At 61.0% G+C, this 16,002-nt stretch carries 20 protein-coding genes; 4 read left to right on the forward strand and 16 right to left on the reverse strand.

Going from position 1 to position 16,002, the window contains the following annotated elements; all coding sequences use genetic code 11:
* Window positions 1-50 precede the first annotated feature (50 nt).
* From ACU5AY_RS13980 to ACU5AY_RS14055, 16 genes are all read right to left on the reverse strand, one after another.
* On the reverse strand, window positions 51-1,013 hold the full coding sequence (locus tag ACU5AY_RS13980; protein WP_446825314.1) for a flagellin N-terminal helical domain-containing protein: 963 nt from the start codon (window positions 1,011-1,013) through the stop codon (window positions 51-53).
* A gap of 292 nt (window positions 1,014-1,305) precedes the next feature.
* Window positions 1,306-2,268, reverse strand: a complete 963-nt coding sequence (locus tag ACU5AY_RS13985) for a flagellin N-terminal helical domain-containing protein (protein ID WP_446826676.1) — start codon at window positions 2,266-2,268, stop codon at window positions 1,306-1,308.
* A gap of 212 nt (window positions 2,269-2,480) precedes the next feature.
* Window positions 2,481-3,221: a flagellar type III secretion system pore protein FliP gene (fliP, locus tag ACU5AY_RS13990; RefSeq protein WP_446825316.1), complete on the reverse strand. Its 741-nt coding sequence runs from the start codon at window positions 3,219-3,221 to the stop codon at window positions 2,481-2,483.
* Window positions 3,218-3,763 carry a flagellar basal body-associated FliL family protein gene (locus tag ACU5AY_RS13995; RefSeq protein WP_446826677.1) on the reverse strand — a complete coding sequence of 182 codons (546 nt, stop codon included), beginning with the start codon at window positions 3,761-3,763 and terminating at the stop codon, window positions 3,218-3,220. Before ACU5AY_RS13995 ends, fliP begins: the two co-directional genes overlap by 4 nt.
* 13 nt (window positions 3,764-3,776) lie before the next feature.
* Entirely contained in the window at window positions 3,777-4,496 is a 720-nt protein-coding gene (flgH, locus tag ACU5AY_RS14000) for a flagellar basal body L-ring protein FlgH (RefSeq protein ID WP_446825318.1), read from the reverse strand.
* Entirely contained in the window at window positions 4,493-5,041 is a 549-nt protein-coding gene (locus ACU5AY_RS14005; protein ID WP_446826678.1) for a MotE family protein, read from the reverse strand. The genes flgH and ACU5AY_RS14005 overlap by 4 nt, the downstream gene beginning before the upstream one ends.
* Window positions 5,038-6,135, reverse strand: a complete 1,098-nt coding sequence (locus ACU5AY_RS14010; protein WP_446829024.1) for a flagellar basal body P-ring protein FlgI — start codon at window positions 6,133-6,135, stop codon at window positions 5,038-5,040. Before ACU5AY_RS14010 ends, ACU5AY_RS14005 begins: the two co-directional genes overlap by 4 nt.
* A gap of 20 nt (window positions 6,136-6,155) precedes the next feature.
* Window positions 6,156-6,641, reverse strand: a complete 486-nt coding sequence (gene flgA, locus ACU5AY_RS14015; protein WP_446825321.1) for a flagellar basal body P-ring formation chaperone FlgA — start codon at window positions 6,639-6,641, stop codon at window positions 6,156-6,158.
* Between the two features lie 21 nt (window positions 6,642-6,662).
* A complete protein-coding gene (gene flgG / locus ACU5AY_RS14020; RefSeq protein WP_446825322.1) occupies window positions 6,663-7,451 on the reverse strand; it encodes a flagellar basal-body rod protein FlgG in 789 nt (262 codons plus the stop codon).
* A 21-nt stretch (window positions 7,452-7,472) separates the two neighbouring features.
* A complete protein-coding gene (locus ACU5AY_RS14025) occupies window positions 7,473-7,796 on the reverse strand; it encodes a flagellar hook-basal body complex protein FliE (protein ID WP_446825323.1) in 324 nt (107 codons plus the stop codon).
* Window positions 7,793-8,212 carry a flagellar basal body rod protein FlgC gene (flgC, locus tag ACU5AY_RS14030; RefSeq protein ID WP_446825324.1) on the reverse strand — a complete coding sequence of 140 codons (420 nt, stop codon included), beginning with the start codon at window positions 8,210-8,212 and terminating at the stop codon, window positions 7,793-7,795. Before flgC ends, ACU5AY_RS14025 begins: the two co-directional genes overlap by 4 nt.
* A 6-nt stretch (window positions 8,213-8,218) precedes the next feature.
* Window positions 8,219-8,605 carry a flagellar basal body rod protein FlgB gene (gene flgB / locus ACU5AY_RS14035; protein ID WP_446825325.1) on the reverse strand — a complete coding sequence of 129 codons (387 nt, stop codon included), beginning with the start codon at window positions 8,603-8,605 and terminating at the stop codon, window positions 8,219-8,221.
* 36 nt (window positions 8,606-8,641) lie between these two features.
* Window positions 8,642-9,265: a flagellar protein gene (locus ACU5AY_RS14040; RefSeq protein WP_446826679.1), complete on the reverse strand. Its 624-nt coding sequence runs from the start codon at window positions 9,263-9,265 to the stop codon at window positions 8,642-8,644.
* Window positions 9,262-10,668 (reverse strand): flagellar protein export ATPase FliI, encoded by a 1,407-nt coding sequence (fliI, locus tag ACU5AY_RS14045; RefSeq protein ID WP_446826680.1) that lies wholly within the window; start codon window positions 10,666-10,668, stop codon window positions 9,262-9,264. The genes ACU5AY_RS14040 and fliI overlap by 4 nt, the downstream gene beginning before the upstream one ends.
* Window positions 10,669-10,682: 14 nt before the next feature.
* Complete coding sequence (gene flgF / locus ACU5AY_RS14050) at window positions 10,683-11,417, reverse strand: flagellar basal-body rod protein FlgF (RefSeq protein WP_446825328.1); 735 nt, start codon at window positions 11,415-11,417, stop codon at window positions 10,683-10,685.
* A gap of 6 nt (window positions 11,418-11,423) precedes the next feature.
* On the reverse strand, window positions 11,424-12,203 hold the full coding sequence (locus tag ACU5AY_RS14055) for a DUF1217 domain-containing protein (RefSeq protein WP_446826681.1): 780 nt from the start codon (window positions 12,201-12,203) through the stop codon (window positions 11,424-11,426).
* A gap of 181 nt (window positions 12,204-12,384) precedes the next feature.
* Between ACU5AY_RS14055 and motA the strand changes: the two genes are divergently transcribed.
* The 4 genes from motA (at window position 12,385) to fliG (ending at window position 15,951) form a co-directional block, all read left to right on the forward strand.
* Entirely contained in the window at window positions 12,385-13,260 is an 876-nt protein-coding gene (gene motA / locus ACU5AY_RS14060) for a flagellar motor stator protein MotA (RefSeq protein ID WP_446825330.1), read from the forward strand.
* Between the two features lie 3 nt (window positions 13,261-13,263).
* A complete protein-coding gene (locus ACU5AY_RS14065) occupies window positions 13,264-14,214 on the forward strand; it encodes a FliM/FliN family flagellar motor switch protein (protein ID WP_446826682.1) in 951 nt (316 codons plus the stop codon).
* 73 nt (window positions 14,215-14,287) lie between these two features.
* Window positions 14,288-14,863 (forward strand): flagellar motor switch protein FliN, encoded by a 576-nt coding sequence (fliN, locus tag ACU5AY_RS14070; RefSeq protein WP_446825332.1) that lies wholly within the window; start codon window positions 14,288-14,290, stop codon window positions 14,861-14,863.
* A gap of 44 nt (window positions 14,864-14,907) precedes the next feature.
* On the forward strand, window positions 14,908-15,951 hold the full coding sequence (gene fliG, locus ACU5AY_RS14075; RefSeq protein WP_446825333.1) for a flagellar motor switch protein FliG: 1,044 nt from the start codon (window positions 14,908-14,910) through the stop codon (window positions 15,949-15,951).
* Window positions 15,952-16,002 lie beyond the last annotated feature (51 nt).

Genomic DNA, 16,002 nt, shown 5'->3' on the forward strand with positions numbered 1-16,002 from the left:
ATTATACTGCCAACGGATAGGCTTTATTAATTTTATATTAACTGCCGCTCTTACCGGAAGAGCGAGAGGATGTTTTCGGAGTTGCTGTTGGCGATCGACAGCGACTGGACGCCCAGCTGCTGCTGCGTCTGCAGCGCCTTCAGCTTGGTCGACTCTTCGTTCATGTCGGCGTCGACGAGGCGGCCGACACCGGTGTCGATCACGTCCATCAGATCCTTGACGAACTCGGACTGCATGTCGATGCGCGACTTGGTGGCGCCAAGCGATGCGGCAGAGTCCGTCATGTCGGACAGCATGGCATCAACCGCGCTGATCATGCCTTCGACATCAGTGTCGCTGCTGGTCGTGTAGAGAACAACCTCGCTGCCCACCGCAGCCGTGCTGGAGGAGGCGTCGATCAGGAAGTACTGAACCGTCGTCGTGCCGGTACCGCTCGGAACGGTCGCCGTATAGTCCTTCGTCAGCAGGCCATCGCCGGCGTCGTTGGTGTCGACCAGCGTCGAGGTCGCGGTATCGAAGCTGATGGTCTGGATCGAGACCGAACCATCCGTGGAGCGGATGAACGATCCGACCATTTCCTTGGTGCCGGGAGCCGCCGTCGTATCGTTATAGAGCCAGTTCTCGCCGGAGAAGGAGGCGGACTGGGAAATGGAGGAGAGCTGAGCCTTCAGCTCGGTCAGTTCCGAGTTGATCTTTTCCTTGTCGACACCCGGCTCGCGGGCAGCAACCAGCTTGGCCTTGATTTCGGAGACGACGTCAATTGCCGAGTCCATCGCTGTGTAGGCGGTGTCCGCCTTCGCAGCGCCGAGGCCAAGGGCGTCTTCCACCGTGGAGAGCGCCTTGTTGTCGGAGCGCATCGTCGTCGCGATCGACCAATAAGCAGCGTTGTCGGAAGCCGATTCGACCCGGTAGCCGGAGGAGATGCGGTTTTCCGTCTGCTCCAAGGACTTGTCGATGGAGCGCATCGTGTTGAGCGCGGCCATTGCCGCAGCGTTCGTCATGATACTAGTCATTTTGGCATTGCCCCTGTTTATTCCGTTTGGCATCGGGACATGCCGGATTTCACTTACCGGCGAGGGTGATCTGCATCATGCCAATTAATTTGCGCCATACATAAAATTAATTCACCGCTCTGATTTGTTAACAAATGCACCGTCATGGTTAACAAAGCCTAAATGGCGACAGATTTTTCTTAATTCCCTGGTAATTTTAATTAATCCTAACGCGAAAAAGGCCGCACCCCGGGGGTACGACCTTAATTTTCGGCCTTCGAGGGGGTTTTTCGGCCCCCTTTCAGGTGATTCGTTAACGGAAGAGCGACAGCACGTTTTCAGTGTTGCTGTTGGCGATCGAGAGCGCCTGGATGCCCAGCTGCTGCTGCGTCTGCAGCGCCTTCAGCTTGGTCGACTCTTCGTTCATGTCCGCATCGACGAGACGGCCGACACCCGTGTCGATCACGTCCATCAGGTCGGAAACGAATTCCGTCTGCATGTCGATGCGCGACTTGGTGGCGCCGAGGGTGGATGCGGCGTCGGTCATGTCGGAGAGCATGGAGTCGACGGCGCTGATCATGCCTTCGACCTGATCATCGGTCGTCGTGGTGTACAGCTCGACTTCCGAACCTGCGGCTGTCGTCGTCGACGAGGCGTCGATCAGGAAGTACTGAACCGTCGTCGTCCCCGTGCCGCTCGGAATGGTCGCGGTGTAGTCCTTCGTCAGCAGACCATTATCGGCGTCGTCAGTGTCGACAAGAACCGAGTTCGCGGTGTCGAACGAGATCGTCTGCAGCGAAACGGAGCCGTCGGAACCACGGGTGAACGAGGCGACCATTTCCTTGGTGCCCGGTGCGGTCGTGGTGTCGTTATACAGCCAGTTTTCGCCGGAGAACGAAGCTGACTCGGCGATCGAGGACAGCTGCGACTTCAGTTCCGTCAGTTCCGAGTTGATCTTGTCCTTGTCGACGCCCGGTTCGCGGGCAGCAACGAGCTTGGACTTGATCTCGGTCACGACGTCGATGGCGGAGTCCATACCGGTGTAGGCGGTATCGGCCTTGGCAGCGCCCAGGCCCAGTGCGTCCTGCACGGTGGAAAGCGCTGCATTGTCCGAACGCATGGTGGTCGCGATCGACCAGTAGGCTGCGTTGTCGGACGCCGTGTCGACGCGATAGCCGGAGGAAATGTGGTTCTGCGTCTCTTCCATCTTGGAATTGATGCCACGCAGAGTATCCAGAGCCGCCATAGCGGAGTTGTTAGTCATAAGACTGGTCATGGGATCGTCCCTTGGTTACGAAATACAAAGAGGGACATACCGGACTGATTTTCCGGTCATGACGGTCCGGCATCATGCCACTTGGTTATCCAAAACCGTGCCCGTCAAGTGACCTGACAATAGGGATTCACTCCTTGCCAAGACCTTAATTTTGGCCGTCGCATTGGAGTAAGATAATATATGGTTACCAGTACTTTAAGGAGAAAGGCGACCTAGGAGAACGATCGCACCAGGCTGCCGACAAGCAGGTTCCAACCGTCGATGAGGACAAAGAACAAGACCTTGAAGGGAAGCGAGATCGACGTCGGCGGCAGCATCATCATGCCCATGGCCATGGTGATGGTGGCGACGATCAGATCGATGACCAGGAACGGCAGCACGACCAGGAAGCCGATCTCGAAGCCGCGCCGGATCTCCGAAATCATGAAGGCCGGGATCAGCACATGATAATCGACCTTGCCGTCGGTCTCCACGACGGTCTGCCCCCGCTCGCGGGCGAGGTCGACGAAGAGGCTGAGATCCTTGTCGCGGGTGTTGGCAGACATGAAGGTACGGAACGGCTCGGCAATCCGTCCTATCGCCTCGGCCTCGGTGATCTGGTTGGCCAGAAGCGGCTGCAGACCGTCATCCCATGACTTCTGCATCGTCGGCGCCATGACGTAGAAGGTCATGAACAGGGCGAGGCTGAGCATCACCATGTTGGAGGGAGCCGACGACAGACCCATCCCGGAGCGCAGGATCGAAAAGGCAATCACGAAACGTGGAAAGCTGGTGACCATCACCAGGATGCCGGGCGCGATCGACAGGACCGTCAGAAGGCCGAAAGTGCGGATGATCCACGCGGCGACGGATCCATCAATCTGCGTATTCAACAGATCGGAAGGCAGCTGCTGCGCGAGCGCGACCGCCGGCAGAAGCAGCAGTCCGCTCAATATGGAGATGAGCCGAATCATTCGAGCACGAAGGTCCTAAACAGAACCTTGGATACCCGCCCCTCCGAACGCAGGTCAACCCGCTCCTGAATATCCTCCTTGAGATATTCGAAGCCGCGCGGACCTTCGATCTGCTGCAATGAAACCGTCCTCAGATAGGCGAGGATATCCTGGTGAATGTCCTCGGCCAGGGCGACATCCGGCTTGTCCTTGAAAAGCAGCGCCACTTCCATCCGCACCCAGTTTTCCGATGGGTATGCGAGGTTGGTGGTGATTGGCTCCAGCTGGACGACGCCATTGGCCTCCGTCGAAATCTTCTCGAGCGTGTTGGGACCGGCCTCGCCTTCCGCCGACGCCTCGCCGCCTTCGGCAGCCGGCGGCGCTTCGGCCTTCTTGTGTTCGGACGCCGCCTTTTCCGCGCTGAGGATCTTCTGCGCCGACATGTTGCCGATGACCCATCCTGCCCCGCCGCCGACGATCGTCAGGACGGCGAAGCCGATGATCATCTGCATCATCGCGGATTTCTTCTTCTTTCCGCCCTCTTCCTCTTCCTGCTCAGCCATGGGGATCCTCAGGTCAAAGCGGCGTGTAGACGTCGACGAGCTGCTGGCCCATCGGCGGCTGCTGGACTTCCATCAGGCGACCACGTCCGCCGTAGGAGATGCGGGCCTCCGCGATCCGATCGTAGGAGATCATGTTGTCGGCGTCGACATCCTGCGGCCGCACGATACCCGCGACGTTGAGGATGCGCATTTCCTGGTTCACGCGCACCTCCTGGGAGCCGCTGATGATCAGGTTGCCGTTCGGCAGCGTGCCGGTGACGACGGCAGCGACCTTCAGGTCGAGGACCTCCTTGCGGCTGATCGTGCCCTTGCCGTCGGTGCTGGTGTCGGAGCCGTAGCTGACATCGCCGTTGGAATCGGCCGGCTTGAACTTGCCGAACAGGTCAATCGCCGAGGACAAGTTCATCCCGCTCGAATTCGTGCGGCTGCGGCTCGTCGAATTGTCGAAGCTCGCCTTGTCGTTGATGGTGATCGAGACGGTCAGGATGTCGCCGACCTTCAGGGCCCGCGCATCCTTGAACAGCGCCGCCTGGGAATCGTTCCAGAGCGAGAAGCCCTGCGCCATCGGCGCGGTCTGCTGCGGATACATGACCATCTGCTGCGGCGCCTGCCCATAGGCCAGGCCGCTGCCGACCGGGCTCATTGCCGGCGCGCGATTGACCTCCTGGAACGCCTTGGTTCCGCAGCTTGCGAGGGACAGGCAGGCCAGCAGGGTCACAATAGGCTTTATCATGTCGGATTCTTCTTCTTGCCTGTGTTCGTGTCGGCCGCGCTGGAGATGATCGCGGCCACCATCGCCGCTTTCTGCGCATCCATTTCACTGAGGATGAGACTGGATTGGCGCGCAGGCAGCTGCATGATGATGGCAGCGGCGATCTGCACGTTGAGTTCGGCCAGCTGCGGCGCCGCCGCATCGGGCTTCATGTTCTTGTAGATATCGATGAGCCCGACCTCGGCCCTTTTCAGGAAGTCGTTGCGCTTATTGAGCCAGGCCTCGTATTCGGTCTTCTTCTGTTCAAGGATCGCGATGCGGTCGTTGACGTCCGACTGCAGTTTCTCGAGCTCCTGCTTCTGGATGAGATAGCGCCGGTCACGCGCCGCGTCGGCGATATTGGAGCAGAACTGACGGATCTCGCTGTCGGATTCGGGAAGGGGCGGCATTGCAGGCTCTTCTGCCGCGACGGCGTAGGGGATGGCGGCGAGCGCGGTGAAGAGCAGCGGCAAGCCGATCTGCCGCAGTTTTTTCCGAACCAGCTTGCTTGCAAGTATCCCCATCATTGCAGCACCAACTCAGCCTGCAGCGCACCGGCAGACTTGATCCCCTGGAGAATGGCGATGATGCCGTCCGGCTTGACGCCGATGCTGTTCAGGCCGGCAACCAGCGTGCGCAGGTTCGGACCGTCGAGTATGGCAACCGGACCGCCCGTCTTCGAAGCCAGGATATCGGTCTGCTGCTGCGTTTCCGTCGTGCCGTCAGAGAAGGGCAAGGGCTGAATGACCTGCGGCGACTCGGTTACCTGAACCGTGAGCGTACCGTAGCTGACGGCGACCTTCGACACCCGGACATCGGCGCCGATGACGATCGTGCCGGTGCGCTCGTTGACGACCACCTTGGCCGGCGTGTCGGTCTCGACGATCAGGTTCTCGATATCCGCCATCAGCCGGGCGAGCTCAACGGTCTTCGGCTTCTCAACGACGATTTCCTGCGAATCCTGCGCCTGGGCGATCGGGCCGCCGAAACGCTTTCCGGCATAGGCGTTGATCACATCCGAGACGCGGACGGCTGTCGAGAAGTCCGGGTTCCTGAGCTGGAAGACAAGATTGACCGCATCCATGAAGCGGGAGGGCAGCTGCCGTTCGATGATCGCACCGTTCGGGATCCGTCCAGCCGTCGTCACCCCCTCGGTCACCGATGCGGCATTGCCCTGGGCGGAGAAGCCGGAGACAACGACCGCACCCTGGGCGACCGAATAGATCTGCCCGTCGGCGCCGGTCAACGAGGTCATCACGAGCGTGCCGCCGCGCAGCGACGTGGCGTCGCCGAGCGAACTGACAGACACGTCGATGCGGCTTCCCGGACTTGCGAATGGCGGCAGCGTCGCCGTCACCATGACGGCCGCGACGTTGCGCGCCGACGACTGGCCGCCCTGCGTGGAGATGCCGAGGTTCTGCAGCATGGCGCGCAGCGACTGGTCGGTGAAGGGCGAAGAGCGCAATCCGTCACCGGTGCCCTGCAGGCCGACGACCAGACCGTAGCCGATCAGCTGGTTGTCGCGTCCGGACTGCAGCGAGGCAATGTCCTTGATGCGCGAAGCGACGGCGGCAGCCGGCGCCGCGTTACCGAGGCAGACCAGAAGCGCCAGACCGAACATGGATGCGATGCGGCCAAGTCTCATTTCGCGGCCACCTCGACGGCTCCGTCCTGCATAACGGTTCCCGACACGATGATGCCGGAATCGAGATTGCGGACGCGGATAAAATCGCCGATCGCCGCATCTTCCAGCGGCGACCCCTTGGCGGTGATGACGAGATTGCCGATCCTGACGCGCAGCTGCACCTGCGAACCGCGCTGGACCGCATAGGGTTCACGCAGGTCGGAAACGTAGATGACGTGTCCCGGCAGAACGGTCTTCTTGGCGATCATGCCGACCACCTGGCCCTCCTCGTGGGCATAGTCGCCCTTGAGGTTGGGATTGGTCACCTCGACAATATCGAGCTTGGTCGCAACGATGGTCTCGCCGGGATAAATGATGGAAATCGGGATGACGGCGCGGCCCATCGCTTCCTGGGCCATGACGGCCGGGGCGAATACGAGAAAGCCTGCGCCGGCAACAAGCGCCCGCGCTCTCTTCATTCCAGTCTTCCGGCGAAACATCATGTTTGCCCTCACCTGTTCAGGTTATTTCAAGTTCTTACTGACGATCGATGCCATTTCGTCTGCCGTCTGAATGACCTTGGAGTTCATTTCATAGGCGCGCTGTGCGGTGATCAGATCGGTGATTTCGCGAACCGGGTCGACGTTCGAGGTTTCCAGATAGCCCTGCTTCACATAGGCGAAGCCCGGATCGTCCGGAGCCGCGACGATCGGGTCGCCGGAGGCCGCAGTCGCTGCGAAAAGGTTGTCGCCGAGCGGTGCGAGGCCCGCTTCGTTGACGAAGTTCGCCAAGGTCAGCTGGCCGAGTTCCGTATAGGTCGTGTCACCACCGAGCTGCGCTGCGACGACGCCGGTCCGGCTGATCGTCACGTTGACGGCGTCATCGGGAATGGTGATCCCCGGCACGACGGCATAGCCGTCGATGGTCACCAGCTCTCCGTCGGCATTGGTGTTGAAGGAGCCGGCCCTGGTATAGACCGTGGAGCCGTCGGGATTGGCCACCTGGAACCAGCCGCGACCGATCAGCGCCAGGTCGAGCGAGTTCTCGGTCTGCGCCAGTTCGCCCTGGATATGGATGTTGCGAACCGCGGCGGCCTGAACACCGAGACCGATGTTGGTGCCGACCGGGACGATCGCCGAGTTGCCGCTGTTGGCAACGCCCTGGCTTCTCTCCGTCTGGTAGAGAAGGTCGGAGAATTCGGCGCGGGCGCGCTTGTAGCCCGTCGTGTTGATGTTCGCGATGTTGTTCGCGATGACTTCGAGGTTCGTCTGCTGGGCGTCCATACCGGTCGCAGCAATGGCAAGCGCTCTCATATTTCAACTTCCTCGTGACGGTCAGATCTGCATCTTTGTGATTTCGAGATAGGCCGAGACGATCTTGTCGCGCACTGCCATGGCGGTTTGCAGGGATTGTTCGGCCTGCAGCATCGCATCCACCACTTCGCGGGTGTTCGCCTTGCCGTTGATACCGTCGAACGACATCTTCTCTGCATGCTTGAGGTTCTCGGTCATGTCGGTGGCCGCATCCTGCAGCGCATCCAGGAACCCCTGACCGGTCTGATTGCCAGGCGTGACGCCCTGGCTGGCCGACGCGCTGGAATCCACATCCAGGTCGCGGCCAAACGACATGAAGTTGATCTTCTGGATACCGTCTATCATTGCGATGCCTTCAGGAGGTCGATGGTCGCCGAGATCAGGTCACGCGACTGCTTGATGGTTTGCAGGTTTGCCTCGTAGGTACGATTGGCTTCCCGCATGTCGGCCATTTCGATCAGCACGTTGACGTTCGGCATCTTGACGATCCCGCGCGAGTCCGCGGCCGGACTGCCCGGATCGTATTCCTGGCCGAAATTCGAACGGTCGACGCCGACCTTGCTCACCTTGACGAGGTCGATCCCGGACGACTTGTCCAGCTCGTTTCCGAACGTGACGGTCTTGCGGCGATAGGGATCGGCACCCGGCGTGTCGCCGGTCGAGCGGGAGTTGGCAATGTTTTCCGAGACGACGCGCAATCTGGCGGACTGCACATCCAGTCCGCTTCCGGCGATCTTTTGGGCCGCGACCAAAGGATCCATGTGTTACTACCTCTTAACTGCCATCAGCATCATGCGGTGGAAGGATTTGACCAGGGCGGCGTTCAGCTCGAACTCACGGCGAATTTCGCCGCTCTTCGTCAGTTCGCCGGCGAGGCTGACGGTGTTGCCGGATTCCTTGATGCCGTCCTCGTCCGACAAGGCAGCGTCCACGACAGAGAAATTCTCGCTGACGGTGTTGCTGGAAACATGTCTGGAATTGGTGCGCGCCATGCCATTGCCTGCCTGCGTCAGGACGGCGCTGAAAGGCGTCACATCCTTGGCGACGTATTTCGGCGTGTTGGCATTGGCGATGTTGTTGGCGACGAGTTCCTGGCGGACAGACAGCCATTCAGCCTGTTTTGACGCCAGTTCAAACAGTTGGATTGGTTGCATAGGCCTAACTCCGATCTTCGGAGAAAAACTACGCAGTTAATCTTGCGTGGGACTTACGGAGACCGAAGGAGGCCGGATCTGGACTTGCTCGTCGCCAATCACATCACCGTTGGAGGTGATGAGAACCCATTTGCCCTCGCGCTGTTCCAGGCTCGCCAGGCGGCTGTTGTCGGGCAGAACGGAGCCGACCCGGACCATGTAGACGCCGGAACGATCCTCGATCAGAGCCTGGCCATTGGAGACGTGAAGGAGCTGGAAGCCGCTCTTGACCGGGAAGGGCTGGTCGAAGCTCGTGGAACTGTCACGAGGGGCCACCTTCGGCACCGACGCCGTCTGCAGTGGATCGGCGTCCGGCTGCTTGTTCGGTGGCGGCGCGATATTGTCATTGTCGGTCATGGCGAGCGGCGAGACGCTCAAAACCTGGCGCGGCGGCGTTTCCGGCAGGTCGCGTGTCCTTGGACCTTCCGCGACCTCGACCTTGAATTTCTCTTCGTTGAAGAAGACGTACCAGGGGAACGACGCGGCAGCGAGCGCCAAAAGGAAACCGGTTACCGCCAGCGCCCTGTCGACCTTGGATATTGTGCGAGCCGACACACGCTTCTCGCCGAACGCCTCGCCGATATCGTCGACGCGGATTTCCTCGTCCACGCTCTCCGTCATCCGTTCCCCCTCTGCCGCAGTCCGCCTTGTCCCTGCTGATTGGCGTTACCCGACTTCAGCGCAGCCGCCAGCGCCGAGAAGGCATCGGGGCAAGGCGGTTCGCCCGGCGTTTGCTTCAAGACATCGTAGATGATCGGCACTTGCTTGAGCGCCATGTCGAGTTCAGGGTCGGTGCCGGGACGGTAGCCGCCGATCAGGCGCAGGTCCGTGGTTTCCTGGTAGCGGTGGATCAGCGACTTGAGGCGCGAGACCAGCGTTTCCTGGTCCGGCGTCCAGGCCTTGCGGGCCAGTCGCGAAATCGAGGCGAGCGGATCGACCGGCGGATAGCGGCCCTCCTCCGCCAGCGTGCGGTCGAGGACGATGTGCCCATCGAGAATGCCGCGCGTGGAATCGGCGATCGGGTCGTTGTGATTGTCACCATCGACGAGGATGGAGATGATCGCGGTGATCGTACCGGTTCCTTCCGCGCCGGGACCGGCGCGTTCGAGAAGTCGCGGCAGTTCGGTGAAGACCGACGCCGGATAGCCACGGGCGACCGGCGGCTCGCCGGACGCGGTCGCCACCTCGCGAATGGCGTGCGCAAAGCGCGTGACGCTGTCGACGATCATCAGGACGTTGTCGCCCTTGTCGCGGAAATGTTCGGCGATGGTGATGGCGCTCAGGGGTGCCATCTTGCGCAGCATCGGGCTTTCGTCGCTGGTAGCGACGACGGCGACCGCTTTCGCCATGTTGTCGCCGAGCGTATCCTCGATGAATTCACGCACTTCACGGCCGCGCTCGCCGACAAGGGCAATCACCACCTTGTCGAAGGCATCGGCCCTGGCCAGCATCGACAGCAGCGTCGACTTGCCGACGCCGGAACCGGCGAAAATGCCGAGACGCTGACCGAGGCAGAGCGGCGAGAAGATGTCGACCGCCTTCACGCCGGTCTTGAAGCCGCTCTCGACGCGTCGGCGGGTCATGGATGGCGGCGCATTGTTGGAAATCGAGCGCTGCGCCGTCCCGACCTCGAGCGGACCCTTGCCGTCGATCGGGTCGCCGAGCGCGTTGATGGCGCGGCCGCACCAGCTCTCGGCCGGGGCCAGGCGGAAGGCGCCCTTGCGGATGACGATGTCGTGGATGGCGATCGGTTCGCCGGGCTCGATCGGGCAGACATAGACGAGCTCAGGCTCGACGCGCACGACCTCGCCAAGATGGGTGCCGGTCGCCGAACGGTGGGCGACGAAATCGCCAAGCCTAACCTGACGCGACAGGCCGGATACGGTGTAGTGACCGGCCGCGATCGTCTTGACGCGACCGCCATGGGCAATTGCGAACTCCGGGTCGGCAAAGCGATTGGCGAGCTCGGCCAGGCGGCCGAGCTTCGGTGAAATCGCGTCCTTGTGAAGGAGTTCGCTCCCCATCGGGCATTATCCGTTCATCGTGTTCCGGCAAGGGTCTTGATGGCTTCGTCCAAAGACGAATCGCTTTCCGTCGTCAGGGCCGCGATGTTCTCGAAGGCGCGGTTGACCTCGATCAGCTGGGTCATTTCGCGGATACCGTTGACATTGGAGTTCTCCAGGTAGCCCTGCAGGATATTGCCGGCCTCTCCCTCGAGCGTCGGCCTCGGGCGATCGGTCGGTATGATGCCGCTGTTCTCGTAGCGGCTGAAGCCCTTGGTGATGTCGATGGTGAAGGTGCCGATCTTGTTGACCAGCTTGCCGTCCTGGAACACGGAACCGTCGGCGCCGACTTGCGGCGGTCCACCTTCACGGTTCAGCTGGATCGCGCCGCCGCCCGGATCGAGCACGGCATAGCCACGCGACGAGACCAGGCTTCCATCCTCGCGGATCGTGAAACGGCCATCGCGGGTCAGCACCTGGCCGGCCGGCGTGTCGATTGCAAACCAGCCGTCACCGCGGATCGCGAAGTCGAAGGTATCGCCTGTCTGCGCAAGTTCGCCCGGACGGGTCGCCAGATAGTCGGTGCCCTGGGACACGAAGGCGATCTTGCCGCCATTGGCTTCCGCCGTCTGGCTCATGATGTCATCGAACTTGATTTCCGTTGCGCGGAAGCCCGTCGTGTTCACATTGGCAAGGTTGTCCGCGATCGTCGTCAGACGACGGTCCAGGGCAACCTGCGACGACAACGCAACGTAAAGTCCGGTCTGCATTCGGTACTAACTCCCTCCGAGCTTCAGCGAATTGATGGATATGAGCAGGTCGGCGGAGATGCCGGAGCGGGACGAGGATCCGAAAACGGCAAGCGGGTCATAGTTGTCCGAGGGATTGTCCAGCTCCCACATTGCCGCGAAGCGTTCCAGGAACTTTCCGGTCTTTTCGGGGTCCTGGAAGTCCTTCACGTCAAGGACGCGCTCGAGATAGGCCGCCTGCTGGTCGATATCGGACGCGGCCATCTCGTCGGGAAGGCCGAGTGCCGTGCGCACCACCTGCGACAGCGCTTCGTCGGCGAGGATATCCATGCCGCTGTTGATGCTGGACGCGTTGCGCTCGAAATAGAGCGCCAGCCGAACGCCGGTGTTCTCGTCTCCGGCCTCCTGCTCCAGCGTCTGGCGCATGTACTTGTCGACGACGCCCTGCTGGGCGCGGTCGAAAGCGGTGGCGGCCGTGTTGTGCTGGGCGAAGTCCAGCGAGTCGACGAGTTCGGAATAACGGTTGTCGCTCAATTGCTTGGCAAACGCCGTGTCGGAGGTGTTGCCTTCCGTCAGGACCTTGCGGATGAAGGCCTTGGCGTAGCCCATGTCCTCCAGGCCGTGAGCCTTGAGCGCATAGTTGTACAGGCGGTCGTCGGCCATGAAATCGTCGATCGATTTCACGTTGCCGATGTTCTCGAGATAATACTGGGTGTCGCGCGCAACATCGGGCTCGGCGGCAACGCGTTTCAGCGACGCCGTCATGTCCTGCGTGATCAGCTTGTAGCTCGTGTAGGTCGTTGTCATCGCTTCGTCCGCCTTCCCAAATCCGGTTCGGTCCCAAAGGAGGGCAGGCTGTCAGGTTTCCGCGAAGGTGCCGCGATAGGCTTGTGCGAAACTGTCTCCCGCCCGTGCGCAAGGTACAGCCTCACGCAAGGCAGGAATCCTAGGGTTCAAAGATGTATAAATCGGTATCCGAGAGCTTAAAATGAATATCATTATCGGACTGGTCGTGACCTTCGGCTGCGTCTTTGGCGGCTACATGGCGGCCGGTGGCCATATCGATGTGCTGATTCAGCCGTTCGAGCTGGTGCAGATCGGCGGTGCCGCGCTCGGCGGCTTCATCGTCTCCAATCCGATGAAAGTCATCAAGGACAGCGGCAAGGCAATCGGCGAAGCCTTCAAATACGCGGTGCCCAAGGAACGGCATTATCTCGATACGCTCGGCGTTCTCTATTCGCTGATGCGCGATCTCAGGACGAAGTCACGCAACGAGATCGAGGCCCATATCGACAATCCGATGGAATCCTCGATCTTCCAGTCGGCTCCAACAGTCCTCAAGAACCAGGAACTGACCTCCTTCATCTGCGACTACGTCCGCCTGATCATCATCGGCAACGCCCGCTCGCACGAGATCGAGGCACTGATGGACGAAGAAATCGAAACCATCTCGCATGACAAGATGAAGTCATACGAGGCGCTGTGCGGTATCGGCGACGCCATGCCCGCCATCGGTATCGTCGCTGCCGTTCTGGGCATTATTCACACCATGGGCGCCATCAATGAGTCACCGGAAGTGCTCGGTCACCTGATCGGCGCCGCGCTTGTCGGCACCTTTCTCGGCATTCTGATATCCTACTCGGTCATCCAGCCGATTGCAGCCGCCATCAAGGGCGTGCGCTCCAAGCAGAACCGGCTCTATGTGATCGTCAAGCAGACGCTGCTCGCCTACATGAACGGCTCCGTGCCGCAGGTGGCGCTGGAATACGGACGCAAGACCATTTCCTCCTATGAGCGCCCGTCGATCGACGCCGTCGAGCAGGAGATGATGAACCCCGGCGGCGGTGGCGAGAAGGCGGCCTGATAGATGTCGGAGAACGTCGAACACAAGGAAGAGGCATTCGATCCGGCCCTGCTTGCCCGCATGGTCGGCGACCTTGGCGACACCGAAACCATCGCAAAGACCGCGGCGCAGATCGGCACGCTGTTTGCGGAATTCCTGCCCGACGTCTTCCAGAGCGAGACGGGCCGCGACATCGTCGTCGAATATGTCGGTTGCCAGACCGGCCGGCAGAACGCACTGATCGCAAATCTCGGCGACACGGTCACGCTGACCGATGTCACCCTGCGCGGCTGGTGCCCGCATTTCGTTCTCGTGGTCGGCAACCGGCTTTCGATCGTCCTGATGGAAATGATGCTCGGCGCCGTCACTGAAAGCATCAGCGAACCGGCCGAACGGGCGCTCTCGAAGATGGAGCTCGACCTTTCCGTCACCCTGTTCGAGAAGATGGCAGGCGTGCTGAAATCGGGCGCCTGCGCGGAAAACCGCTACGAGCCGACGCTGGAAAAGCCGCACAACGCCGCAAGCCGTCCGAAGCCGCTCGACGAGGACGAGGACCCGCATGCGGCCCTCATCCGGATGAGCATGGAGCTCGGTCCCGTGAAGGCGGAAATCGGCGTCATTCTCCCGCAGCGCGTGATGCTGAAGACCACGTTCGCCCTGCCCAAGGCCGGCGGACAGGTTTCCCCGGCTCACCAGGACTGGGTCGAGCGGATCAACGAGCAGGTCAAGCGCTCGCAGGTGACGCTGGAAGCCCGCATCAAACTGCAGGCTCTGTCGCTGCAGACGATCTCGAAGCTTGCGCCGGGCGACGTCATCCCGTTTCTCGACAAGAAGGACGTGCATGTCGAGGTCAATGCCAACGGCAAGGATCTCTATGTGTGCGAATTCGGGAGAGCCGGCGAGAAATACATGCTGCGGGTGAAGGACAACATTAACTCCGATGACGAACTGATCCGGCATCTGATGAACTCGTAGCACGTTCCGAATATCATGTTCAGGGACAGGCGACGCAGGCTCAGGGCAAGCTTGGAATGGAATAAGTAGCTTCATGGCACCGAAGAAAACACCGCTTGATGAAATGAACGAAGCCGGCGCAGGCAACGAAGCCGAGCTTGACGAGGCCATCGGCAATCTGCGCGGCGTGCTGCAGAGCGACGAAGCTGGCGGCCTGCCGGATATCGGCGAATTCTCCTCCGATATCGGCGGCGATCTCGGCTCCGACTTCGGCGCGGAATTTCCGGCGGCCGGCATGGGCGATGATCTTTCGGGTCTTGGTTCGGACTTCGGCAACGAGTTTGGCGGGGACATGGGCGGCAACGATTTCGGGATGATGGACGGCGGCGTCGACCAGGCGCCCGGCAGCGCACTTTCGTCGAATCTCGACCTCATCATGGACATCCCGATCGACCTGCAGATCGTGCTCGGCTCGAGCCGCATGCAGGTCTCCGGCCTGATGAACCTCGCCGAAGGCGCGACAATCGCACTCGACAAGAAGATCGGCGATCCCGTCGACATCACCGTCAACGGGCGGGTGATCGCCCGCGGCGAGATCACCGTCCTTGAAAGCGACAGCACGCGCTTCGGCGTCAAGATCATCGACGTGATCAGCACGAAGAAGACATAGCAGCGAACCGGGAAGGCATGACGCCGGACTGAAGGATAAAGACCATGATGGACTTTGACGATTTCAGCAGCAGCGCGGTCTCGACGCAGCCGCTGTCGCAGACCGAAAAGGCCGCCGCCGTGCTGCTTGCCATGGGCAAGGGCGTCGCCGGCAAGCTGCTGAAATACTTCACCCAGGGCGAATTGCAGCAGATCATCACTGCCGCGCAGTCACTGCGCAGCATTCCGCCGGACGAACTGATCAACATCGTCAACGAATTCGAGGACCTGTTCACCGAAGGCGCGGGCCTGATGGACAACGCCAAGGCGATCGAGGACATCCTGGAGGAAGGCCTGACGCCGGAGGAAGTCGACGGACTTCTCGGCCGCCGTGCCACCTTCCAGAGCCTGGAGACATCGATCTGGGACAACCTGCAGGACGCGGATCCGGCCGTCGTGTCGCGCTTCCTCTCCGCCGAGCATCCCCAGACCATCGCCTATATCCTGTCGATGATGCCGTCCTCCTTCGGCGCGAAGGTGCTGATGCGCATTCCGGAGGAACAGCGCGCCGACATCATGAACCGCACGGTCAATCTCAAATCCGTCAGCCCGAAGGCGGCGCAGATCATCGAGAACCGTGTCATGGAACTGATGCAGGAGATGGAAAGCGACCGGAACTCGACCGGTTCGGTCAAGGCCGCCGAACTCATCAACGAAATGGAAAAGCCACAGGTCGAAAGCCTGCTGCAGAACCTCGAGACGATCTCGGCGGACACCGTCCGCAAGGTTCGTCCGAAGATCTTCCTCTTCGAAGACATCCTCACCATGCCGGCCCGCGGCCGCGCCATGCTTCTCAACGAAATCGCCGGCGACGTGCTCACGCTCGCACTGCGCGGCGCCTCTCCGGAAATCGCGGAATGCGCACTGTCCGCCATCAGCCCGCGCCAGCGCCGCATGATCGAATCCGATCTTTCCACAGGCACGGCCGGCGTAAACCCGCGCGAAATCGCCATGGCGCGCCGTACGGTCGCCCGCGAAGCATTGCGGCTTGCGGACGCGAACCAGATACAGTTGAAAGAAGAGGGTGAAGGCGGCGCTGCCGCCGCCTGATTCGGCTGACAGGCAGGCCTACGGCATAGCCGGGGTGTCTGGTGCTTGTCA

Source organism: Rhizobium sp. PAMB 3174 (assembly GCF_052908375.1).